This window comes from Chitinophaga sp. CF118 (assembly GCF_900112615.1).
In the GTDB taxonomy this organism is placed as follows: Bacteria; Bacteroidota; Bacteroidia; order Chitinophagales; family Chitinophagaceae; genus Chitinophaga.
Map to the genome: position 1 here is coordinate 382,732 of NZ_FOMK01000004.1, position 23,494 is coordinate 406,225.

Genomic DNA, 23,494 nt, shown 5'->3' on the forward strand with positions numbered 1-23,494 from the left:
TATCAGGATACATTTTGCTACAAAGAGATGGCCCCTGATGGAGCCCTTATGTAACATATTATTCTTGTTATAAACAGGATGTTGCTAATGGAGCTTACCTATGTAATATAACATTTTTTGTTATAAACAGGACGTAGCTGATGGAAGATCTGTATGATCCGTTCTATCGGGAACGTCCTGTTTACAGCAATATTTATTTATCCCACCATACATGGGTAGTCATTACGTTCGGTCCCTGCCTGTTTACAGCTTCCTGCAGACTTGCACTGTTCACACTTTCTTCAGAAGGTGGATAGAGCAGGCGGCGGGGAATAGTACCGCCGGTAATGTTACCGGTGATGTTCACCGGAGTAAGTTTCGGGTAACCCGTACGGCGCCAGTTAGCATGTATTTCCTGCTCATCCAGATACAAAGCGATCCACATCTGTGTACCTATCTGCTCCAGTTTTTCATCTGTAGTACCTGAAAGTGGATTTTCAGCTACATATTGAGTGATCCTGTTTTCTGCGATCACTCCTGCACTACCAAACAATGCCCAGTTATGCATAGAAGAAGTAATTGCACTGGAGAAGGTAGCAGCAGCATCTCCTGCATACCAGCCTCTCACAGCAGCTTCTGCCAGCAACAGGTTGGTTTCCGCAGCACTCATCACTATTAAAGGTGCAGTGTATTGCAGGATAATCGGATTAGGCTCTGAATAAGTAGCAAAATCAGATGGCTTAAGCAGCAGACCATTAGGCATACCTTTCTGCAGGGCAGTAGTTGTATCTGCTTTACCGCCATTCCATACCACGGCAATTACGTTCAGACGGGGGTCATTATAGGCTCTGAGTGTGTCGATGAATGTTTTTGCTAATTTTCCTCCTTCTGTATTACTAACACCATCTGCCACTGCATAATCGTTCGATAACATTTCATCAGCAGCAGGATTCCTGTTGGTGGTAGCAGTACCAGTATATTTCATGGTTGCAATATCAGCATCTGTGGTGATTACGCCACCAGCAATAGCTTTAGTTACCCATGTTTGTGCCATCGTAGCATCTACTTTTGTTAAACGCATGCCTAAGCGTAACATCAGAGAGTAGGCAAATTTTTTCCATTTAGTCACATCCCCGCCATAGATATAATCACCTACACCAAAAGTTGGCTTAGCAGCATCGAGTGCCTGTGCAGACTCATCCAGTTCTTTTAACAGATCAGCATATATATCAGCCTGTGCGTCATATTTGGGAGTGAAGTTATTGGTTGTATATCCCTTAGCTGCTTCTGAGTAAGGTATATCACCATACAGATCTGTCATACGGGACATTGCATATGCACGTAAGATACGGGTGATAGAAAGTTTATTTACTGAGCTGTCCACAGCATTGATGACTGTAGCGATCTCATTTATTGCTTTAGGATATCCTGTAGTAAAATAATCATATGGATAGGTTCCCTGCTGGAAATAATATTTATCACCAATACCCGGTACATCCTTATAGGTAGCATAATGCTGCATAGAACCACCACAAGCCAGCGTTTGTGTGCCAAAGTAGCTATTATCCCATACATCCAGCAATGCTTTACTGAATACATATTCGGGGGTAGCAGTTGCTGACGCGTCCGGGTTTACATTCATTTCTTCAAACCCCTTATCGCAGGACTGAAAAGCAAGCATTGCAGTGACAGCCGTATATATCAGATAATTTAATCGCATTTTCATAATAAAGTGTGTTAGCATGAACAATTTAGATCACCACTGATTAGAATTTCACCATCAGGTTTACTCCAAAACTTCTTGTACGAGGAATACCGAAAGCTTCAAAGCCCTGAGCATTACCATTCGTGTAACTTGATTCAGGATCAAAGTTGTCTGTTTTCTTATACAGTATGAACAGGTTACGTGCTACAAAAGAGACAGAAGCACTCTGGATTACATTCTGGCCCTTTACAGGGATCTGATACCCTAATACTACCTGACGTAATTTCACGAAGCTACCATCGAACAGAAAGTGGTCAGTATAGTTTTTAGTATTGTCATAATACAACCGTAGTCCTGTGGTAGGAATAGTTTTGTCAAAAGCAGCACCTGTTTGATCCACTCCTTTCAGTTCGATACCATTCTCTCTGCCTACCAGTGTTTTCTTATGCAAACCAAAACGTGTAGCATATACATCAGAACCAGAGAACACTTTATTACCAAACTTACCATCTACAAGAACATCCAGTGAAAAGCGTTTGTAGTTAAAGGTATTGGTGAGACCCATTGTAAGCGGAGGTACACCACGTCCCAGATCCATCAGATCACTTTTCTGTTCGTAACCAGTAGAGGAATTATATACATTTTGTCCTTTAGCATCTTTCACTGCAACATAACCTTTTATAGTACCATAAGATTGTCCTACAGTATTGTGAATAAAGGCCCAGCTACCCACACTTGTTGCCATCTGTAAAGTATTCAGACCTGCAGCCAGCTGGATTATTTCGCTTTTGTTATAAGCTACGTTATAGCTAACATTCCAGGTGAAGTTTTTAGATTTTATTGGTGTGCCTGTTAATAATACTTCTATACCTTTATTCGATACTTTACCAACGTTCAGCAACGCCTGATTATAACCGGAAGCGGTAGAAACTGCTGTTTTCACAATATCGTTTGTAGTTTGTTTGCTATAGTAAGTCACGTCAAAACCCAGGCGGTTATTAAAGAACTGAGCTTCCGCACCTACTTCGAAAGTAGTGGCAGTAAGTGGTTTCAGATTTGAATTGGTAACCAGGTTTATTTTATCTGGTTGTACTTGTGTAACTTCCTGTACAGGTGTACCCATGTTACCACCTTGTACAATACTATAAGTCTGGTTCAGGATATAGGGATCAGGAGTAGCCCCACCTACCTGTGCCCATGAAGCACGTACCTTTGCAAAACTAAATGCTTTAGGCAGCCTGAAGGCATCTGACAGTATCACACTGGTACCTACTGCAGGATAAAGAATGTTATTATTCTTAGGGCTCAGTGTAGAGAACCATTCCTGGCGACTGGTGAAAGTCAGGAACACGATAGATTTATAATCCAGATCTACTGATCCGAAGATTGAATTAGTAGCAACATTATTCCTTGTAGGTGTTGTTGCTGATGTTGTAAGGTTCGTTAAACTATAGAAGAAAGGTATAATGAACTGTGTACCTGTTACAGTTGTTAAATTTGATTTGTATCTGCGTGCATTGGTACCTGCAAATACATTCAGTCCTATGTTAGTCCACAGCTTCGTATTATAATTAGCCGTGATCATGGAGTTTGTTTCTGCTACATAAGTTTTAATAGAGGAATACTCACCCGTTCCACCTGTTGTATATACAGTTCCTGTAGGAATGATACCTACGTAATCGTAGTTAAAGAAGTCACGGCTTACGGTTCCTTTTACATACAGGTTCTTTAACAGATCATACTTCACACTTGCCTGACCAATGAAACGGTTCTTGGTATCATTATTTTTGAATCTGTTGATTACAAAATAAGGATTTGAAGCATATGGAGTTTCATTCCATTGCGTTTCACGGCCTGTTGCATCATAACCTGGATTCAGAGAGCGGATGTCCACTGTGTTTGCAACCATATAAACGCCCCAGTTAGGGTTGCCGGGAGCATCCCCTGAACTGGAGCGATTGTTGGCATTCTCGACATTGTATTGCGCTACAGCTTCTATTGATGTTCTCTTACCCAGTTTAGCATTCAGGTTCAGGTTCGCGATCTTTTTATTGAACTCGGAATTAGGAACGATGCTTTTACTGCTGGTATTAGAGAGCGAGAAGCGGAAATTCAGTGCTTCAGAACCACCGTTAAATGCTACGGTGTTTGTATAGGTAGAACCTGTACGGTAGAAATTTTTGATGTTATTTTTCTGAGGAGAATAAGGATGTTCCTTTCCGTCAAACTGGATATAAGGTAACCCATCCATCTTTACACCCCATGAGCGACGGCCCCAGGAAACGGCCTCGTCCTTAGTGAGTGGTTTTCTGGCCAGGTCACCCTGTCCGTACACATATTGATAATCCGGGTGTACTGCGGGTGTTTCTGCAGTGAAAGTGGTGTTATAGTCTATACCAATACCTTTGCGGGCGCGTCCCTTCTTGGTAGTGATCAGGATAACACCATTGGCTGCACGGGAACCATATAATGCAGCAGCGGTACCTCCTTTAAGCACCGTGAGGGTTTCAATATCATCAGGGTTAATACCACCGATACCATCACCTCTATCTACATTTTGTCCGCCACCACCGGTAGTAGGACTTCCACCTGGTGTGGTATTATCGATAGGCATTCCGTTCACTACATAGAGAGGCTGGTTATCGCCTGCCAGGGAAGTATTACCACGGATTATCACACGGCTGGAACCGCCTGGTCCGCTGGCAAGACTGGTAGCATTCACACCGGCCACTTTACCACTCAGGGAGTTTGCAATGTTTACTTCACGAGCCTGAGTAAAGTCGCTTCCTTTCACTTCCGTAACACCGTATACCAGCGCTTTCTTTTCTTTCTTTACACCCAGTGCTGTTACTACTACTTCGGTCAGTGATTTGTTAGATTCTTCCAGTTTCACATTGAGTGGAGCGGAAGGATCGCTAACTGCTACTTCCAGTCTCTCGAATCCTACGGAGGTAATAACCAGGACTATCGGTGTTGTAGCACCTTTCAGATCTAATTCAAATGCACCGTCGCCACCAGCCACAGTAGCTATAGTCGCGCTGCCTTTAACTGATACAGTAGCTCCTGGAACAGGAGTACCGTCTGGTCCAACAACCTTACCTTTCAGTTTATCTACCAGGATGCTGTTTGAATTAAACAAACCAGCATTCGCCTGTGCATTATATATTGAATATTGTGTTTTATTGATACGCATGTAAGCAAGGCCAAAATCGGACAGCAAAAGTTTTAAAGCAGCTTCTGTTTCCATATTTTCTGCTTTATCGAGTAGGTTAGCCGGGATTGTTTTTCCATCCAGCAAGCCTTCTTTATAGGCGATACGAACATTCTGAAACTTTTTCAGTCTCAGCAGTGCTTCTTTTAGCCCGATGGTTGCGTACGCATGTTTTACAGGGATCGTTTCTGATTGCCGCATAGCATACATGACAGGCGATTGTGCGCTTGACGGCATAGTTGCACCAGGGATCAGGGCACAAGAGAGCAGCCCCAAAACGAGATTTTGGTTGAAAATGTTCATAGTTTTTTTTTACGTGTCCTAGTTTTTCCGCGATTCCGCGTTTTCCCGCTATTGTTACTTTACAGAAGAGATGACCAACTCCTTGTCTGAAGGTTGATTAATTTTAACGTTAAGCGTCGTGGTAATGACAGTCAATAGTTCCTCTACGTTGGTTACGTTTATATCACCCTCTATCTTTAACTTCCTTAGTGATTGTTCCTTTACTTTGATAACATAGCCATAATTGTCCTGCAATGTTTCTATTATCTCTTCAAGTGTAGCATCTGTGAAAGCCAGCTGTGTTTGTGTCCAGCGTTTTATTTTTTCCGGCTTGTCCAGTTTTTTTGTAAGCAGCAACTGGTTATCTGCGTATTCAATATAATCACCAGGTAACATTACCACAGTGTGTGGTTTCGCAGCGGCACCTTCATTGTAGCCAACTTTGATCTTACCTGTGATCAGTCCTACATTCGTTTTTCCGTGACGGCTTCTTATATTAAAAGTGGTACCCAGCACCTCGACAGTGATACCATTAGTATGTACAATAAATTTTTGTCCGGCAGTGATATGACTGGTATCTTTATTCAGATGTTTTACATCAAAGAGCGCTTCTCCTTCTACCCATACTTCCCTTGGTTCTGTTGTGTTCCATTCTCTGTTATATGTAACAGAAGATGCCGCATTTAAAGTTACTACTGAATGATCTGGCAATGTGATCGTTCTTTTTTCTCCATAACCAGTAGCTACAATTTCCTGTGCAGACTTTGCAAACTGGTTAATGAGATAGTATCCACCTACTGTTATCAGTAATGCAATAACAGCCGCTTTCAGCCAGGAATTTAACCAGCGCAAACGTACCGGCTGATGGCTGTTTTTCTCTTCTATAGTAGCAGAGATCCTTTCAAGAAGATGTGCTTTATTATTTTTATTGTCCCAAAACTCCTGTGCGCGATAAGTACGAATTACATTAACAGCAAAATCAAAATTAGTAGCTGCAGACGGATATAATGATGAGAAGTCACTCCAGAATTGTGCAGTAGCAACATCCTGTTCTTTCCCTGATACCCATTTTATGAAGGCATCATCCTCCAGGAAATCTTGTAGTGAGTATTGTAAATATTTGTCATTATTCATCACCTTATCCCCTATTTAATCCTATTAGACATGACAGTACCTAAATTATCCCTCCGAAACCAGATTATTTTTTGGTAAATTTTTAAAAAGGAGGAAAATGCAGCAAAAGATGGTTAAAAAGCGTTTATCTGATACCTTTTGCAAATTATCGAGAGCTTTATAAAGTAATTTATAAGTGGAGCTCATATTAATGTCCATAATAACGGCAATCTCTTCGTAGGACATTCCTTCATAAAAACGGAGAAAGATAATCTCCTGCTGCCTTGCGGGCAGTGTGTTTACCAATGCGATGACTTGTTTACGTAATTCCTGTTCTTCCTGCCTGAAGGAGGCATCGGGGATGAAGTTGACTTCAAATCCACCTTCATTATCCAGTTCAACAAATTTAGATAAGGACTGTATTTTTCTAAAAAGCGTAGAACGCATTGCTTTGTACAAGTAATTCTTTACTGAAGGCGGATTGCCCAGCCTCGTGCGTGTAGTCCACAACCTTACGAAGAGATCATGCACAACATCCTGGATCAGATCGGCATCTCTTGTAAATTTGCGGCCATAATTGTTCAACAGTTCGTAAAACTCTCCATAAAGCGCGGTAAACGCATCCCAATCTCCCTGTTTAAACGCATTCCACCATAACACGTGACTCTCAGATTGCATTGGCAATTAGTTTTGGAAGACGATTGATAATAATACAAAAAAATTACGTGTTATTGTAACATTTTTGGGGAAATCAGACGCACAAAAGCCCAACAGCAGATGTCTGCCGGGGCCATGATCTGACACTCAGGATGTTAAGGGGCTGTATATCTTATAGTAAAGCAGTATTTACGGGAACGGCCTGTAAATTGTTGCTTTTCATTAAGATTACTGATAATGAGAACAGATAATCAGATTTTGACAATGATATTCCTTTTATACATAATCCATACTGGAATGAACATCAGCAATACCAGTGTAATGGCTGCTGCCAGTGAAACATTTAACGGCGAAAGGAAAGATATAAAAAGTGAAGATAAAGCCCCTCCTCCAAACAGATGCGGGAACATTTGCGGTATCACTCCGGAAAGCACATATGCTGTAATAGCGTTCCTTCCGAATGCAACAAAGGGAGGTGTCCAGCTTTTATATCCCTGTACATCTATGAGCCAATAACAAAGCGCGAGCCCCATAGATGCCAGTCCGGCGGTATATAACACAAAAGAGCTGGTCCACAATGACTTATTAATAGGGAAAAAACTATCCCAGATCAGCCCCACCAGTACTGAAAGGAATCCTGCAACAAACATCCAGGCTACCTTTTCGGCATCCTGCTTGTCTTTACGCCGGATCCAGTCGCCCACCATAATACCCAGCAATCCTGTAGAAAATGCAGGCAGGGTGCTTAAAATCCCTTCAGGATCCCATGTTTTAGCATGGCTCCATAAATGGCGCTCTCCCAAGAGGGTACGATCTAACCACGCTCCAAGATTAGTTTCCGGCTCAAGATTAGCAGGTCCGATACCAGGCACAGGTACAAACGTCAGCAAAAGATAATAGGCTATTAGAAAACCAAAACATAGCCAGGTGCGTGTTTTAGGCCCTGTTTTAAGATACAAGAGAGAGATTACCAGGTAAACCACCGCTATACGGGGAAGCACCCCGGGAATCCTGACATTATAGAAGTCGAAGTGAGGAATGAGGCGAAATAGCATCCCAATAACAAAAATGATTAATGCACGTCTTATAATATGGACGATCAGTTTTTTGTGCCCGGAAGTATCTGCTATCCTGCTACTGAGCGCAAAGGTAACGGATACCCCTACCATGAACAGGAAAAACGGGAATACCAGGTCTGTAGGTGTACAACCGTTCCATTTGGAATGTTCCAGTGGTGAATAGACATGCCCCCAATCGCCGGGGTTATTCACCAGGATCATACCGGCAACGGTAAGACCACGAAAAAAATCAAGTGACAGGAGTCTTTGCTTCATGAATTTTGGTTGAGTTACCCTAACTGTTATGGCAATGTTTTAAAATAATGGCAGTTGTCCAGGTCCTGGCCCGCAACAACTGCCGGTCCCCCTCGAATAACATCAAGTCAGATAGTGTTTAAATAAAAATATAAAGAAATAGTGTATTTTTTTATATTTATTACACTGCTGGTATTTTGCAGGGGAATTATGCTGTTTGTAGAGGCAGTGTGGATTTTTTTTCTGCGCTCACCTTCTTTAATCAGACATGATAGATCACTTCATGTGCTTCTGTCAGATCAGGAATTTCCAGCTTATTAATGAGCCGGTGCATCACAGCTGCGGGTACTATAGCCTCCCGGGCAACGTTTTGCCGAAATAATTCCCTGCCGGGAACTTCTACATATACGACTGTAACATGTGCTTTGTATTGTAAACAAAGTGCAATCAGTTGTTCCCTCATCTGGCGGGTAATGTTAGTTGCATTCCATACAAAAGGCTGCTTATTCCGCAGATATCCCCTTGCCTGTTCTTTGGCAGCCTGAATTACACGACCATTACCACTCTTATCTGAAGCACTGATTTTCATTGCCACACGGATATCATCCAGGGAAATTATTCGCCAGTCGGCATACTTGCGGCGCACATAGGTATCCTTACCGGCACCTGGTAGCCCACTCATTATCACTACGGCTGTTTCAGGTTGTGAATAAGGAATATAGTCAGGCATGATTCCCTCCTTCTGCAAATAATTCATACGTGCATTCGCGGTAGCAAACGACTTTGGAATACCCCAGCATTCCTGTTCGCGGCAAAATTCTTCAAAACAATCTATCTTATACAGCATTTCCGCCTGATCCTCACAAATACGTCCAAGCATATCTGCCCTGGCAAGCAGGGCAAGGTGCTGTGTATTGACCTGTAAACTAGCTACCGCCAGGGTTCGTAAAGGGTCCGTCCGTTCAAACAACCACAATGGTAATCCATGAAACCGCACTAGTTTCGCGATTTGCTCCCGAATGTAAAATGGCACCGCCAGATCCATATACAGGATCTGCCTTGCCTTCATCTCTCCTTTGCGGGCATGCCCAGCGGAGGTAATACTTCCGTCCGGCTCTATAACAGTAGTACTGTATTTCTCCACATCATGCAACAGTGCTGCTGCCCAGAGAATTTCTTTATCTTCCGGATTCAGTTCATTCCAGGCTGGTAATTGTTCCAGTGCAGCAAGCACCATCTGCGTATGCACTGCCACGTTACCTTCTGCATGATGTTTTGCATCCTGCGGAACATCCTTCATCACCCGGACCCATTCGAAGTCAGTTTCCAACTGCTCCCATGTTTTATTTTTACTAATAGTCCACATATTTACCTCCTTCATTTTTTAACCGGGCACGTTTCCATTGTTTTGTCCAATGTTCACTGGTCTTTACGTGCCCCTTTCTTACATATTTGAATACATTCTTTGCAAATGTATCCACTGGAAACCCCTCTGCATTCCTGGTAACAATGCCTTCCATTGTCACCTGTTCTCCTGTTGCTGCATCGTGCGCGTTCAAAGCACCAGTTCCCTTTACTATGCTTAATACTTCTTTTTCAAAATCTGCCTGTACCAGTGGCGTATCAAAAAACTTTATTTGTGGGACCACGGGAAGATCCAGCATTGCTGCATAGAAACAGGTTTCTTCCCAACTGAGCCATCGGTCATTCTCACGTATTGCAAATACATAGAAATGATGCTCCAGGTTACTGTAAGCGATTGAATGCACAGCATATAAGTTCTCCAGGAATATTTCCAGGTTGCCGAGATCGTGTTTTATACTTTGCCAATACCGCCGTATACTTTCTGTCCAGGGAGATGTAGTGGGCGCTACATGAGAGCGCGCAAACACACCGTACTTTGACAAGCAGTTATTTTCTCCATCCAGTTTTTCCGTGTGTACAAGCTGCGGAATAGCAGACAGGCATTTCCAGTATTCATGTTGAATACGGTCGTCACTTGTTGTACCGGGAGAGAATGGATAGTGATACGTGCGGCTATACTTTTCTGAAATAGCCATGTTGTTATAATTAAAACAAAAGAATCACAGGCCATACCCACAGATGCGGGTGGCGTTGAGAAAGATTAATATGCCTGTGATATTACATGGCGCAAGGTTTGCAATTTTAATTAAGGGTACAAAGATAACCGTTTTTATGAAATTTTCAGGTTGGGGTATCTTTTACCCTGAATATTTCAAGCAGCACTCTTCCTACCGCCTTCCTGTTTATAATTAAAAATATTACGAGTAAACAAAAAGAAAAGATCTGAATCTGAAACTCAACATAAAAAGAAAAGGTCTGATTCTCAAAAATGAAAGATTCTGTTATATAATAATTTGTATTAAATCGAACTAAATTCAGTGTCCCTAAGAACAATGTAATCAGGGTTACAATTCTCCCTAATTTTGCGTTTATTAATACGGCTATCAAGCTTGCCAATACAAGAGCAAATCCAAAGTAGTGCGTATTATGTAAAACAGCATAGTCCATTGCCGCTAAAAAAATACTTAATATACTTATGAGCAATAGAATGGTCAGAGGGATATATTGCAATAATTTTTTCATAGCCAGATAAAAATACAAATTAATTCTCCATCGAAGACAGATTATCCTGATAATTATTCTGCTCTTTTGCGTCCTTAAATCTCAGGCGCCCAAATTTATGAGTACTTCAGCCGGCGACTATTTATTCAGAGTCACTCCGGGTCCAGCCAGATATTTCAATATTTGATTGTCATTTAATCCTTTTGAGAAGTAAGCTGGTACTCATTTTAACCAATCCCGTTAAAAACTTTAACTGGCTGAATTATTCAACAAAATCATCAGGAGAAAAATTTTATCATTACTAAAATTCTCTTTATTTTAGAGAAAACAAACATTTTTTATGAGTAATGAATTGAGACAAGTTTTAACAATGTTCGAGTCCTTCGAACGAAATTTTGAATCTTTTGGAAGGCAAATTTTACTGAAGTTTGATTCCATTGATGAGAGGTTTGATGCTATAGATCGAAGGTTCGATGCAATTGATGAGAGGCTTGATGCTATGGATCGGAGGTTTGATGCTATCGACCAGAGGCTTGATGCTATGGATCGGAGATTCGATGCTATTGACGAGAGGCTTGATGCTATGGATCGGAGATTCGATGCTATTGACGAGAGGCTTGATGCTATGGATCGGAGATTCGATGCTATCGACCAGAGGCTTGATGCTATGGACCTGAGGTTTGATGCTATGGATCAAAGGTTTGATGCTATGGATCGGAGATTTGATGCTATGGATCGGAGATTTGATGCTATGGACATGAAGTTCGTTGCCATGGAGCAGCAGAACGACCATAGATTTGAATCTATAGACCAGAGTTTCTTCGTGGTTAATAACAAGTTAGTTGTTATTGATACCCGTCTGGAATCTATAGAAGATAGCATTGAAAGAATCGAAGAATGGGTTCCTTTTAGACGGGCTTCTGTAAACTTACCTAAAAAGAACTGAAGGTAAAGTATTTAATACCCGTAATTTTTCTTATTCATAACCCCTGATTTCTCTCTTACTTATAACCCCTGTTTTTTTCTTACTCAGCCCCTGAATATATCTATCATTGCAATGAGAAGTGCCATTAATTTAGACTAATATTTTCATCCCCTTCCTGATAAGGCAAATAGATCATCAGTAATGTGAACATTTCATCTGAAGCACGCATATTCCCCGTAGAGAATACTATTTTGGGAGGATTATTAGGATTGGAGGGATTATCGGCTGTATTATCATATACCCCAATCATATTGATAACAGATCCTGCTGGAATTCTAATCAGTTTTTTCATCCGGTATAGCTCCTGCCATCTGAAATCCCATTCAGGGATATGAACGAGATTGATGGTATCATTATCCGGAGTTACCGCATATGCATAAAACTCTTTTCCCAGATAATGCATATGTGGCCATACGCACATGATGGACTGTGTTTCCTGTGTTTTCACTTTCAGTCTGAAAGTACTGAGCTGTTTTGGAAAGATGAGAAACTTAGGAGTGATATCCCGTTCTCCTATCCCGCCGGAACCCAGACTGATGATACGTACATTCCTTTCAACAGCTTGTTTCTTGAAAAACAACTTTACACCTAACATTGATTCTTCAGGAGCCCCGATGGCAGAATAATGTACGGTCATAATGAGTACTCCCCTCTTTGGCAATACCCATCCGAATTGTTTAGGATAGAATTCATTTGTAGTACCTGGAATCCAACCGGAATAGTATATCATTGATTTTTTGAATGGGCCGTAGTATCTGGCTTCCAGACCAGCAGTATCTATATCGGTATCAATTACTGCAGGACCGCTTTTAAGATCCACAGTTTTATCCGGTACTGCATAAAAGCCATAATTTAAATGATGAATGATTTTTTTGTTATTGGCGTATAATTCTATTCCTTCAATGTTCTGTGTATCTGCTATTTCAAATGGGATCTTAAACACCACAAACTTTTCTTCATTCATTCCTTTCACCTGAAAAGGAGCGTTTATTTTCAGTATGAGATCTGGTGTACGGCTAAATATCTCGTTATTTATCTTCTTTGCAGGTTTTCCTTCGGGGGCATTATTCGCTATCCAGCTTAATATAGTTTCTTTTTCCTGCGTGGTCAATGATCTGTTATTAGCAAAATCCCTGTAGTGTGAATCGGCTCTCCAAGGGGGCATATAGTTGGTTTCAATCACCTGTTTAATGAAAGAAGTTCTTTTCTTCAGGCTCAGGTATGTTTCCAGTGAAAAGGGAGCATCTCCTCCATTACGATGGCAGGTTACACATTTAGCGGTGATGATGGGTTGTACTTCGGCATAGGTCTGCCCAAATGAAATATGTACAAAGAAGATTAAAAATATCAGCAGAAAACATGTTCTCATATCATGTTATTATAATAAACAGAAAGCCCCTTATGGAGCTTTCTGTTTATTGCAAGGTAATTCATTTTTAGTTTTCGAGTTTATCCCACCATACTCTACCAGTGATATCGTCGGGTGTTTTAAACCCGGGATCCTTTTGCATTTCCGTAATGGCATCCAGTACATTCTGGTAATTCAAACTAGTGATAGATGGATAACTTACTATAAAGCGACGCGGCATAGTTGATTCCACATTATCTACTTCTACTTTTTCCAGTTTAAGAATTGTACCATCTACAGAAGGGAAGCCCGTTCTTTTAATAGTAGCCCAGGCTTCGTTCTGATTTTTGTAACTGTTAAGATATGCCTGTACACTAATCTGTTCAAGTGCTGTGGCAGCGTTGTATACAACACCTGGTTGTGTTTTATAGTTAGCTACTTCCGTTGCAGTTAAAGGCGTATAATCTACCACATTGGCCAGTGCCCCCATCTTATCATAGATGGCCAGAGAGGCATCTATTCCATTGTAATACCATGTTTCTGCACTTTCAGTGGTAACACCTCTGGCAGCCAGTTCTGCCCTCATGAAACACACATCCGCATATGTAATAATGGGATAAGTGATCATGTTTTTGAGATCCGGGTTATAATACATATTAAGCTGAATAAAGGAAGGATATCTTAGTGTTGTATCAATACCTTTATAACTGAAAGTAATATCTCTGAAATAGTAAGCATTAGCAGAATCTGATGATGCACCCGGATTAGCAAACTGTCCACGATACAATTGTCCGTCCCATGCGAGTGTAGCAGGGAGCATGTGCTGTGCTTTTGCAGAGTCGAACATATCCCTGGTCATAGATGCCTTCTGAAATAAAGTTCTGATGCGGGGATCTCCGGTATTCCACATAAAATCCACCAGGTTCTTTGCACCGGATACCTCGCTGTTACTTTGTGGATTGTAATCACCATTTGAGCCATACTTAGCGCCACCCACCATCTTCCAGTCTTCATCAATAGTACTGATCAGACCACCATCATCCGCCAGGATTTTTATTGCCAGTGTTTTCATCTTTTCAGGATCTCTTTTCAGCAATCTCATAGCGATTCTTAAGCGTAGACTGTTGGCAGCTTTTATCCAGTTTTCAACTTTACCTGCATAAAAGATATCGGCAGAAGAGATATTTGTCTGCCCTACAGCCGGCGTTGTTTTCAACACAGCTACAATAGCCGATAACTGATTTTCCAGTGTATCATATAAAGCAGACTGTGTATTATAGGTGGGTGTAAGCAGTCCGGTATACCTTGCTTTGAAAGCTTCGGTATAAGCAATACTTCCCTGTACATCGGACACATAAAATGCATAGTATGCCAGTGGGATGCCGGTGATAGCACGTAAATAAACGTATTTCTGTTTTTCAGCCTCCGGCAGGACATCTATCATGTGCTGTACATCTATCAGTTTCGCACCTACATTATTGTAGAAAGTACCGTAGCGCTGATTCAGGTTTCCGGAACCGTTATATACCATTGCAGAGTTACCTGTGCGTGTAGTATAACTTTGTGTCCAGTAGTACATGGCCCTGTTGTAATCATAATAGTATTCGCGGGCATTACCATTGATATCCAGTAAGCCGGCGGTGAACTCATATTCCGGTTTGATAGCGAGTACATCATCCGGATTGGTATTCATTTCCGCAAATTTATCACGGCTGCATGAAGTATATAATACGGCCAGCAGCAGTATTACGGTTATATATTTAAAGCGATCAACAATGCGCATAATTTTTGTTTTTAAAGGTGTACACTAGAAACTGCCATTGATGGAAAATCCAAAGCTGCGGATGTATGGCATTGCAGACCCTTCCGTCATTGCATCAGATCCTGTACTGTTCAGGTTTTCCGGATTGATATGATCTTTTGCACTATTGTACAGATACGTCAGGTTATTACCTACCAGTGATACTCTCAGACCATTTAGTTTGAACTTGTTGGCTACTTTAGATGACAGATCATATGTGAGTGTTACCTGTTGTAAAGAGATCCATGAAGAGGTGAACATAGAGGATTCTCTGATACCATTAGCCCAGCTATGTGTATTCTGATACATAGAGTAAGCACTGGTAGGATTAATCCAACCATTATCATATGCTTCTTTCATACTTATACCGGAAAGATCGTGTGTGTTACCATCCAATCCCATGATCACAGTTCCCTGTTTGTATACACCATCCATGATTACACCATTTTGTTGTGCAACACCTGCACTGTTTGTATAATTAAGCCCCCCAGTCTGATTTGTTCTGTAAGGCAAGGTGCTTTTTATGCTACCCAACCAGGAACCCAGATCATGGGTAGTAGAATATACCATACCTCCAAACTTGCTATCCATCACAATACCCAGTTGCCAGTTTTTATAAGTGAAATTATTGCGCCAGTTACCCAGAAAGTCGGGGGCGATCTGTCCTACAACCGGCTGCTGAGATACACCTTGTGTATAATTCTGTGCTCTTACATACACAGAAGATCCTTTTGCATTTGTAATATTCAGTACACGCTTACCATTAGATTCAGGATGAGTTCCGTCTGTGCTTTTGTAATATGCATAGCCATAAGTAGCAGTTACAGTACCATAGTTACCACCTTTCTCAGCGATTACCTGATAACCGTCTCCGCTGCCTAATTCTACGAAATTGAGGTTGTAAGGAAGTGATAATACTTTGTTCCTGTTACGTGTGTAGTTAAAGTAAGTATCCCAACTAAAGTCTTTTGTTTTAATTGGAGTCGCAGTCAAACGGATTTCCCAACCCTGGTTGCGTACTTTACCGCCATTGATCAATGTGGCTTCTACGCCGGATTCGATAGGAACAGAAAATTTGATAATCTGACTTTTGCTGTCTTGTGAGTAGTATGTGATATCGGCACCTAATCTGTTTCCAAACCATTTCATTTCGAGACCAGCTTCCAGTTTGGTGGTACTGGTTGGAGAGAGTGACTGATTAGGTAATGTACGGGAGTTATACTGATAGTTTACAACACCATTGCCTCCGGCAGGACTATTGTAAGGGCTATTGGCAGTATAAGCACCAGTATTGGCAGTATAGGTACTAGTACCACCACCTACGCTGGCATAGGATAAACGCAGTTTACCGTAGTCAAATGCTTTAGGCATTTTGAAGGCATCGGTAAATACAAAGGCAATATCTGCTCCAGGATAAAAATATGAATAGTCACCGTGACCATCATTATATATAAGTGTAGAATTCCAATCATTCCTGGCATAGAGGTTTAATGTGAGATAATCCCGGAAAGTAACGCTACCCTGACCAAATGCAGAAGATGATTGTGACTGGTTGGGAGAATTCTCTCTTACTACTGGCACTCCGGATGAATTGGATAAACGATAGATATCAGGTAATACAAATCCGGCCATAGAAGCGTAGTTACCTTTTGAAATACCTGTTACGATTTCACCACCGGCCTGTAATAACATGGAGAAGTCTTTATTAAAGACTGTATTATAATTCAGGTTAGTTCTATAACGTTCTACTCTTGTATTAGATGTACTTGTTTCATAACCAGGGCTGTTAAAACCGGCATCCTTTCCTCTTTTTTTATTTTCCCAATTAATGCCAATGTAATTTACACTTACATTACCCTGCCAGTCAAGTCCTTTCAGCAATGTTGCTTTCAGATCCACACTACCTCTGAAGTTGTTTTCTATCTGCCTGTTATTGTTCTGGAAAAGATTGAAGAATACATATGTCAATTCGGAAGGGTCACTTGTATTCACACCACCTGCTGATTCATTTATATAGTGAGACATCCAGTATTTGGTATCATAGTTTCTTGCACCTCCGTACACAAAGTTTCTCATGGTACCATTCCCGCCTACATTAGCAGGGTTTAAGGCATTACTCTGTACATAAGTTGCATTCGCATCTACCAACAATACATTGGCAAGCCGTTGTGTGGCTCGGAAAGTAAGGTTATTTCTTTTCAGGTCATTATTGGGAGTAACTCCCTGTGAGTAAAGATTTGAATAAGCAAGACGGTAAGTACCCCGTTCAGTGGCTCCGGAAAGTGCTACGTTATAATTCCTTGTGACACCATTACGGAAAGCATCCAGCATATTTTTCGGACGTGGATTATTTTCTATTACCTTGCCTGTAATATCAGTTACTTTCTGTCCTGTCATTTCAGGACCGAAATTATAGGGGTAAGTACTAGGATTTATGGATAGATTACCATCTGCATCCTTTATAAAGTCAGTCAATCCGAAACCAGCGCCATACTGGTTCTGCAGATCCACTGTTTTGTAAGGATTGGAAGATAATATGTCGGCCGAGAAATTAACGCCGAGACCTTTCTGACTATATCCTTTTTTAGTTTTTATAAGGATAACGCCATTGGATGCACGACTACCATATAATGCCGTAACCGCACCACCTTTCAATACGCTGATAGATTCTATATCATCGGGATTGATATCTTTCAGGATATTACCAAAGTCCTGATCGCTCGCTTTGTTGGGCGTAACTACATTCTGGTCCATAACGATATCATCCAGTACTATCAGGGGCTGGTTACCATAAGGGTCCAGGGAGGAGCTACCACGAATCAGGAAACGAGCACTTGCCTGCGGACCGCCAACGCCGGACTGTACCTGCAACCCTGGCACCATACCCTGCAATGCAGCAATAGGATTGATAGGGTTGGCACGTTTAATATCTGTACCGGAAACCTGTGTCACAGCATATCCCAGGGTACGTGATTTGCGGCTTTCACCGAAACCTGTTACCACTACTTCGGATAATGCACCAGCTTTGGATTGTAATCGTATATTCATGGAGGTAGCGGTTGCCGGTACTTCTTTAGCTTCCATACCTACAAAGGTGAATACAAGTATTGCACCAACAGGAGCATCCAGTGAAAAAGATCCGTCTCCCGCGGTGGAAGTTCCTTTTAGGGCACCTTTTACACGTACAGAAACACCGGGGAGGGCATTTCCATTTTCATCCCGTACAATACCTGATACTTTTTCCTGGGGAGTAGTTGCTCTCATCTGTACGGGTTCTGTTGCAGGTTTAGCACTTACGATAATGGTTTTACCCTCTATCGCATAAGTGAGTAACTGATCTTTCAAGCACAGGCTCATTACCTGATCAATGGTTGCATCTTTTACAGCAATATCAACCGGCTGTACATTTTTAAGGAGTTTGTAGTCGTACCAGAACAGGTATCCTGTTTGTTGTTTAATAGCGGCAAATACTTTTTCGAGAGATACATGTTTACCGGTGTAGGTGATGTTCTGCGAGTAGCTTCTTGCATTAATCTGCAGGCTGCAAACAAGCAATAAAACAGCAGTAAACCGCATGATCTTACCGTGCATGGGTATGTTCATACTTCTAATGAGTTTTTGGGTAATTAAATAGTGGTGTTTACGATTTTGTTGTCGTTTCTCGTTAAATGCATAGGTACAGGCAATACTAAAGCGGCCTTAACCTGTTAAGCAGATTCTGATCATTGTGTATAGATTTTGGTTAAATAGTTTTACATACGTGTTATGGCATTACGGTAATCTTTTTTCCGTCTATGTTAAAATGTACCTGACTGCGTTCCAGAATCCGAAGTATTACGGATAGGTTCTCGTTCTTATCTAACTGGCCCACAAACATAAAATCAGGCACCTGATCTTTATATATGACTTCAACATCATACCAGCGTGCCAGTTGCCGCATTACGCTTTGTAAATCGGCTTTATTAAACTGAAAATAACCGTTCTTCCATGCGAGTGCACTTTCGATATCCGGGTCTGTTAACAGTTTAAGATTTCCATTGGGGGATAATTGTGTTTGCTGTCCTGGTTTAAGTTGTTGGGAGTATCCATTTCCGGATACATTTACAGCACCTTCCAGTAACGTGGTTTCAATATTCTTCTCATCCGGGTAACTCATGATATTAAAGTGTGTGCCCAGCACCGCGACTTTCATCCGGTTTACATTTACAATAAATGGTTTCGTTTCATCTTTTGTTACTTCAAAATAGGCTTCGCCGGATAGTTCCACCTGGCGGTTATTACCAATGAATGCTGTAGGGAAGCGTAGTGAGGATGCTGCATTCATCCATACTTTGGTACCGTCTGGCAATACAACCTGGAACTGTCCACCGCGTGGAGTACTGATCATATTATAGGACATCTGTTTTGGAGCATCCCTTTCTGCCTGGTAAGCCAGTTGTCCATTATTCAGTTTTAGTATAACAGTATTACCCTGTTTTCCCAGAGCACCATTCCCTGCGCTGTCCAGGGTGATCTTTTTACCATCTGCAAGGGTGAGTACTGCATGATTACCACCCGGGGGAACGTCGTTTTTATAAGTGGCAGTTTCGATTGAGGGGCCGGACTTCTGAAATAATAGTTTTGCGCCACCTGCCATTAATAGAATAGTGATGATTGCAGCAGCCGGCCACCATACGCGCTGTCGCATTGGTACGGATTTCTTTTCTACTATAGTAGCAAACAGTTCATCTGCTCTTTCAGGTAATATACTGGTATCCGGTGTAAAGTTATCCCAGAGGTCTTTTAATGCGGCGTCCAGGTCAGCATTATGTGCTGACTGTGCCAGTAGATCCTGTAATACGGTCTTTTCTTCCGCTGTTACAGTTCCATTAAAATACTTCTCCAAGAGTGTCTTTAATGTGGATGTAGACATGTTTACCTTACCTTATTTATTATAATGACAAACAGCCGGGTAAATTGGAGTAGTCAGGTTAAAAAAAATTACTGCCATATATTCCTTACCATAATACCAAGGATGACCATTGTTTGCATATTGTCTTTCAGAGCGGCTTTTAAGGTCTGTGTAGCCAGGCTAAGATGTTTTTTGACTGTACCCACAGCAATGGACTGTTCGCGGGCGATATCCTCATTAGAGAGGCCTTCGAAGCGGCTGAGTGTAAAAATCTTTCTTTGCTGGGGAGGAAGTTTGCTAAGTTCTCTGGCCAGGAGTGATTGCAGGTTCTTGTAGTCTACGTCGTTTTCAGTGGAAATATCAGATTGTGGTTGTCCGGAAGTGATTTCGCAGAGTAATGCTTTGCGGTAAATAATTTGTTTAGACAGATTAAATGCATGGTTACGGGCGATAGTAAAGAGATAAGCATCGAAATTCCTGATGCCTGCCAGTTGCTCCCTTCCTATCCAGATTTTAAGAAAAACCTCCTGCACAATGTCTTCTGCCACAACACGTTCATTTGATAAACGAAGCATATAAGCATAGAGTTTATTACGGTGCCTGTCGAACAGTTCCCGGAAAGCTCCTTCATCACCAGCAGCCACTTTTGCTAATAATATATCTTGTGTTGCAGCGCTATCCATGTTTAGTTCTCAATAAAAGTGGAAACATATCTCATAAATGGTAGGGAAAATAATTAAGCCTGTATCAGATCTAAAGATCGTTAAATATTATTCATAGAAAGTGCTTCATTTATTCGTTTAAATTTTTGTAATTCAACAATGCCTCTCTCGCATATTGATCAGCCTTTCTTGTGGTTTCCGGTAATCTGAATTCTGCACACATTTTTAAAACGATATCACTTGCTGTTGTTAAAGAGATCTTATGCCCTACAGAAACAAACACAGGGTTAATACCTGTTTGTGTTCTCAGTACATTTCCGATATGCTCATTGTTATCATCTGCCCATAAAGGGGATATTCCACCCCTCTCTTCTAATGGAGCCTCAAAATGGCCAAAAAGGCGGGTTTTACCGCACCCCAGGGCCGGCTTGTCCAATGTTACTCCCAAATGGCAGGCAAGACCGAAACGGCGGGGATGCGCTATGCCATGTCCATCACAGACAATCAGATCCGGGAAGGTGGTCAGTTTCTTCCAGGCTTCGAGTAATACCGGCATCTCCCGGAAGGAAAATAGTCCAGGTATATATGGAAATGGCACCTGCATACAGTGAGTAGCTACTTCAACAGTTTCCAGAGTATGGTAATCCAATAGAACGATGGCGCCAGCAATGGTATCACTATCTTTGTCGTATTCAACATCCACTCCCGCGATCAATTTTATCGTTGCAGGCAGGTGATCAGATGTAATTACCTGTTGTTTTAAAGTCTCTTGTATACTTATCGCTTCTTGTTCGGTGAGCATGGCCTAAATATAGGAATTTCCGTATCTTGTTTTTATAAATAATTACCCATGAAAGAATCCCGCAAAGCTATCTTGTTATTCCTCCTCTTCACATTTGCTTTCAGTTCCATATTCTATGCGTTAATTATACACGCAGGTAAATTATCCGCGGGGCGCGGATCATTTACAACCGGTCTTATGTGGTGTCCGGGACTTTCCGCATTCCTTACCTGTGTGATCCTCAAAAGAAAGATCTCCGGTCTTGCCTGGCAATGGGGCAATCCAAAGTACCAGCTCTGGAGTTACCTCCTACCCCTTTTTTATGCAACAGTTGCTTACCTGATTATCTGGCTGACCGGCTGGGGAGGATTTTATAATAAAGAAACGGTCAATAATCTGACAGAATCCTTCGGTTTTAAGTATTTACCTGCCGGTGTTACCATCACACTGTATTTTGTACTTATAGCCATGTTCAGTATTGTAAAAAGTATGGCTAATGCTGCCGGAGAAGAAATAGGATGGCGGGGATTTCTTACACCCGAACTATTCAAGTTAACCGGTTACACTCAAACTTCCTTAATCTCTGGTGTAATCTGGGCCGTATGGCATGTTCCTATTCTTGTATTTGCAGATTATAACAGTGGTACTCCTGCCTGGTACGGGCTGAGTTGCTTTGCTGTCATGGTGATAAGTTCCAGCTTTATTTTCACATGGTTCCGTTTGAAGTCCGGGAGTTTATGGACAGGAGTGTTATTGCATGCGAGTCATAATCTGTTTATACAAGCGTTCTTTACTCCACTGACAGTGGATACGGGGAAGACTAAGTATTTTTATGATGAATTTGGCGCAGTGTTGCCGGTGATAACTCTGTTACTGGCAATATATTTTTGGAGAAGACGGGGGGAATTGAGCAATGAGGAAATTACATCACCAACCACCATTCCTTAAGTTTTGAAGCATTCAAACTATCTGTTGAAATAGTAGCACTATCATTTTTCCGTTTAATACAATAAGCAGAAAGGTTCCCTTTCAATGCAACAAAAATTCAAATCTTTTAAGCTGAGGCAAGGGATTCCTCTATTCCATTTCAGCTTGTTTTGCAAATTAATAGTGGGTGGGTGCTAGATATCTGAAGATCAGGAATTGATTAGACTTTTTGAACTGAGTGTACCGATTAAATTAAGACAGGACTATGTAGTGTCTCTATAGTGTCTCCGTAGTGTCTCTGTAAGTAGAACGCCCTTGAGTCGCTCTTGGCTCACACCAAGGTCGCACTCTGGTCGCTCTTTATTCGCTCCAGGAAGCGATTCAAGAGCGACCAGAGTGCGACCTTGGTGTGAGCCAAGAGCGACTCAAGGGCGATACAGACCCAGACTCTCCCCGAACGCACCCCGAACACACCCCGAACTTCCCACTTCTAAAATAAATCAAACCCACTATCTCTTATTATCGATATTATTTTACTTCTTCTATAAGTGCAGAAAAAAACATCATCACCGTAGTCGTGAAAAGTAAGACATTATCTCAATACATGATTAAAAAAATGTTTATGAAAAAGGAGGATTGTCCAGAAATTGCCACACATTCCCTCCGGAATCATGGTTAGAACTATGATTTTAAAACTGGTATGATTTTATCAGTCTAATCTCTATAAACTGCATTAAATGAAAAACTCCAATAAAGACTATGCCATCATTGCCGGTGTGAGTGCAATTGCTGGTTCAAGGACCTCATTGGCACCTGCGCTGTTATTCCCCAATAGCAAGGCACTTACTTTTATGGCGGCCTCAGAATTATATGTTGATAAACTACCTGGTACTGGTGATCGTATTCAAAAAGAAGGCCTCATAGGACGGGGAATTTCGGGTGCTATCAGTGGTGCAGTGCTAAGCAGGCGTAAACACAGAAATCCCTGGTTTGGAGCCTTATTAGGGGCAGCGGCGGCATTTACCGGCGCCTACATCACATTTTATGCCCGTAAACAGTTCGGAAAAAGAACGGGCACTCCTGACCCTATAGTGGGACTTGTGGAAGATGTAGCTATGATTTGTATAGGAACATTTTTGCTGGAAGAGGAATAGTTCTCAGATTCTAACTAAAAAGACGACAACCCGGTATCAGAGAAAGGATAAACAGGCTCATCCTACGTTCATCCTACGTTTTTAACGTAGGATGAACGT

16 protein-coding genes are annotated in these 23,494 nt (G+C 41.6%); 3 read left to right on the forward strand and 13 right to left on the reverse strand.

Features of this window, described 5'->3' with window-relative positions; all coding sequences use genetic code 11:
- Positions 1-193: 193 nt before the first annotated feature.
- The 7 genes from BM176_RS17895 to BM176_RS17925 form a co-directional block, all read right to left on the reverse strand.
- The gene (locus tag BM176_RS17895) at positions 194-1,705 is read right to left on the reverse strand and encodes a SusD/RagB family nutrient-binding outer membrane lipoprotein (RefSeq protein ID WP_090105534.1); all 1,512 of its coding nucleotides are present in this window, start codon (positions 1,703-1,705) and stop codon (positions 194-196) included.
- Between the two features lie 40 nt (positions 1,706-1,745).
- The gene (locus tag BM176_RS17900; protein WP_090105536.1) at positions 1,746-5,198 is read right to left on the reverse strand and encodes a SusC/RagA family TonB-linked outer membrane protein; all 3,453 of its coding nucleotides are present in this window, start codon (positions 5,196-5,198) and stop codon (positions 1,746-1,748) included.
- Between the two features lie 54 nt (positions 5,199-5,252).
- On the reverse strand, positions 5,253-6,311 hold the full coding sequence (locus BM176_RS17905; RefSeq protein ID WP_090105546.1) for a FecR family protein: 1,059 nt from the start codon (positions 6,309-6,311) through the stop codon (positions 5,253-5,255).
- Between the two features lie 45 nt (positions 6,312-6,356).
- Positions 6,357-6,968, reverse strand: a complete 612-nt coding sequence (locus BM176_RS17910; protein WP_090105548.1) for an RNA polymerase sigma factor — start codon at positions 6,966-6,968, stop codon at positions 6,357-6,359.
- A gap of 230 nt (positions 6,969-7,198) precedes the next feature.
- Positions 7,199-8,281, reverse strand: a complete 1,083-nt coding sequence (locus tag BM176_RS17915; RefSeq protein WP_090105550.1) for an acyltransferase family protein — start codon at positions 8,279-8,281, stop codon at positions 7,199-7,201.
- Between the two features lie 241 nt (positions 8,282-8,522).
- Complete coding sequence (locus tag BM176_RS17920; protein ID WP_255373539.1) at positions 8,523-9,641, reverse strand: AAA family ATPase; 1,119 nt, start codon at positions 9,639-9,641, stop codon at positions 8,523-8,525.
- The gene (locus BM176_RS17925; protein WP_090105552.1) at positions 9,613-10,320 is read right to left on the reverse strand and encodes an RNA ligase family protein; all 708 of its coding nucleotides are present in this window, start codon (positions 10,318-10,320) and stop codon (positions 9,613-9,615) included. The genes BM176_RS17920 and BM176_RS17925 overlap by 29 nt, the downstream gene beginning before the upstream one ends.
- Positions 10,321-11,186: 866 nt before the next feature.
- On the opposite strand from BM176_RS17925, the gene BM176_RS17935 reads away from it, so the two are divergent.
- Positions 11,187-11,792 (forward strand): hypothetical protein, encoded by a 606-nt coding sequence (locus tag BM176_RS17935; RefSeq protein WP_090105556.1) that lies wholly within the window; start codon positions 11,187-11,189, stop codon positions 11,790-11,792.
- A 124-nt stretch (positions 11,793-11,916) separates the two neighbouring features.
- Here the strand turns inward: BM176_RS17935 and BM176_RS17940 are convergent, their stop codons facing one another.
- From BM176_RS17940 to nfi, 6 genes are all read right to left on the reverse strand, one after another.
- A complete protein-coding gene (locus BM176_RS17940) occupies positions 11,917-13,200 on the reverse strand; it encodes a calcium-binding protein (RefSeq protein WP_090105558.1) in 1,284 nt (427 codons plus the stop codon).
- Between the two features lie 67 nt (positions 13,201-13,267).
- Positions 13,268-14,962 carry a SusD/RagB family nutrient-binding outer membrane lipoprotein gene (locus BM176_RS17945; RefSeq protein WP_218162231.1) on the reverse strand — a complete coding sequence of 565 codons (1,695 nt, stop codon included), beginning with the start codon at positions 14,960-14,962 and terminating at the stop codon, positions 13,268-13,270.
- A gap of 24 nt (positions 14,963-14,986) precedes the next feature.
- Complete coding sequence (locus BM176_RS17950) at positions 14,987-18,583, reverse strand: SusC/RagA family TonB-linked outer membrane protein (RefSeq protein WP_218162232.1); 3,597 nt, start codon at positions 18,581-18,583, stop codon at positions 14,987-14,989.
- Positions 18,584-18,743: 160 nt separating this feature from the next.
- On the reverse strand, positions 18,744-19,892 hold the full coding sequence (locus BM176_RS17955; RefSeq protein WP_090105561.1) for a FecR family protein: 1,149 nt from the start codon (positions 19,890-19,892) through the stop codon (positions 18,744-18,746).
- Between the two features lie 68 nt (positions 19,893-19,960).
- On the reverse strand, positions 19,961-20,554 hold the full coding sequence (locus BM176_RS17960; protein WP_090105563.1) for an RNA polymerase sigma factor: 594 nt from the start codon (positions 20,552-20,554) through the stop codon (positions 19,961-19,963).
- A gap of 109 nt (positions 20,555-20,663) precedes the next feature.
- Positions 20,664-21,335: a deoxyribonuclease V gene (gene nfi / locus BM176_RS17965; protein WP_090105565.1), complete on the reverse strand. Its 672-nt coding sequence runs from the start codon at positions 21,333-21,335 to the stop codon at positions 20,664-20,666.
- Between the two features lie 48 nt (positions 21,336-21,383).
- On the opposite strand from nfi, the gene BM176_RS17970 reads away from it, so the two are divergent.
- Positions 21,384-22,262, forward strand: coding sequence for a CPBP family intramembrane glutamic endopeptidase (locus BM176_RS17970; protein ID WP_090105567.1), 879 nt, complete (start codon positions 21,384-21,386; stop codon positions 22,260-22,262).
- Between the two features lie 716 nt (positions 22,263-22,978).
- Positions 22,979-23,395: a hypothetical protein gene (locus BM176_RS17975; protein ID WP_090105569.1), complete on the forward strand. Its 417-nt coding sequence runs from the start codon at positions 22,979-22,981 to the stop codon at positions 23,393-23,395.
- Positions 23,396-23,494 lie beyond the last annotated feature (99 nt).

Coding starts and splice junctions, on each gene's coding strand:
- BM176_RS17925 (WP_090105552.1), bottom strand. CDS start 10,320: ATGGCTATTTCAGAAAAGTATAGCCGCACGTATCACTATCCATTCTCT.
- BM176_RS17970 (WP_090105567.1), top strand. CDS start 21,384: ATGAAAGAATCCCGCAAAGCTATCTTGTTATTCCTCCTCTTCACATTT.
- BM176_RS17920 (WP_255373539.1), bottom strand. CDS start 9,641: ATGAAGGAGGTAAATATGTGGACTATTAGTAAAAATAAAACATGGGAG.
- BM176_RS17900 (WP_090105536.1), bottom strand. CDS start 5,198: ATGAACATTTTCAACCAAAATCTCGTTTTGGGGCTGCTCTCTTGTGCC.
- BM176_RS17905 (WP_090105546.1), bottom strand. CDS start 6,311: ATGAATAATGACAAATATTTACAATACTCACTACAAGATTTCCTGGAG.
- BM176_RS17915 (WP_090105550.1), bottom strand. CDS start 8,281: ATGAAGCAAAGACTCCTGTCACTTGATTTTTTTCGTGGTCTTACCGTT.
- BM176_RS17935 (WP_090105556.1), top strand. CDS start 11,187: ATGAGTAATGAATTGAGACAAGTTTTAACAATGTTCGAGTCCTTCGAA.
- BM176_RS17960 (WP_090105563.1), bottom strand. CDS start 20,554: ATGGATAGCGCTGCAACACAAGATATATTATTAGCAAAAGTGGCTGCT.
- BM176_RS17955 (WP_090105561.1), bottom strand. CDS start 19,892: ATGTCTACATCCACATTAAAGACACTCTTGGAGAAGTATTTTAATGGA.
- nfi (WP_090105565.1), bottom strand. CDS start 21,335: ATGCTCACCGAACAAGAAGCGATAAGTATACAAGAGACTTTAAAACAA.
- BM176_RS17975 (WP_090105569.1), top strand. CDS start 22,979: ATGAAAAACTCCAATAAAGACTATGCCATCATTGCCGGTGTGAGTGCA.
- BM176_RS17945 (WP_218162231.1), bottom strand. CDS start 14,962: ATGCGCATTGTTGATCGCTTTAAATATATAACCGTAATACTGCTGCTG.
- BM176_RS17910 (WP_090105548.1), bottom strand. CDS start 6,968: ATGCAATCTGAGAGTCACGTGTTATGGTGGAATGCGTTTAAACAGGGA.
- BM176_RS17940 (WP_090105558.1), bottom strand. CDS start 13,200: ATGAGAACATGTTTTCTGCTGATATTTTTAATCTTCTTTGTACATATT.
- BM176_RS17950 (WP_218162232.1), bottom strand. CDS start 18,583: ATGAACATACCCATGCACGGTAAGATCATGCGGTTTACTGCTGTTTTA.
- BM176_RS17895 (WP_090105534.1), bottom strand. CDS start 1,705: ATGAAAATGCGATTAAATTATCTGATATATACGGCTGTCACTGCAATG.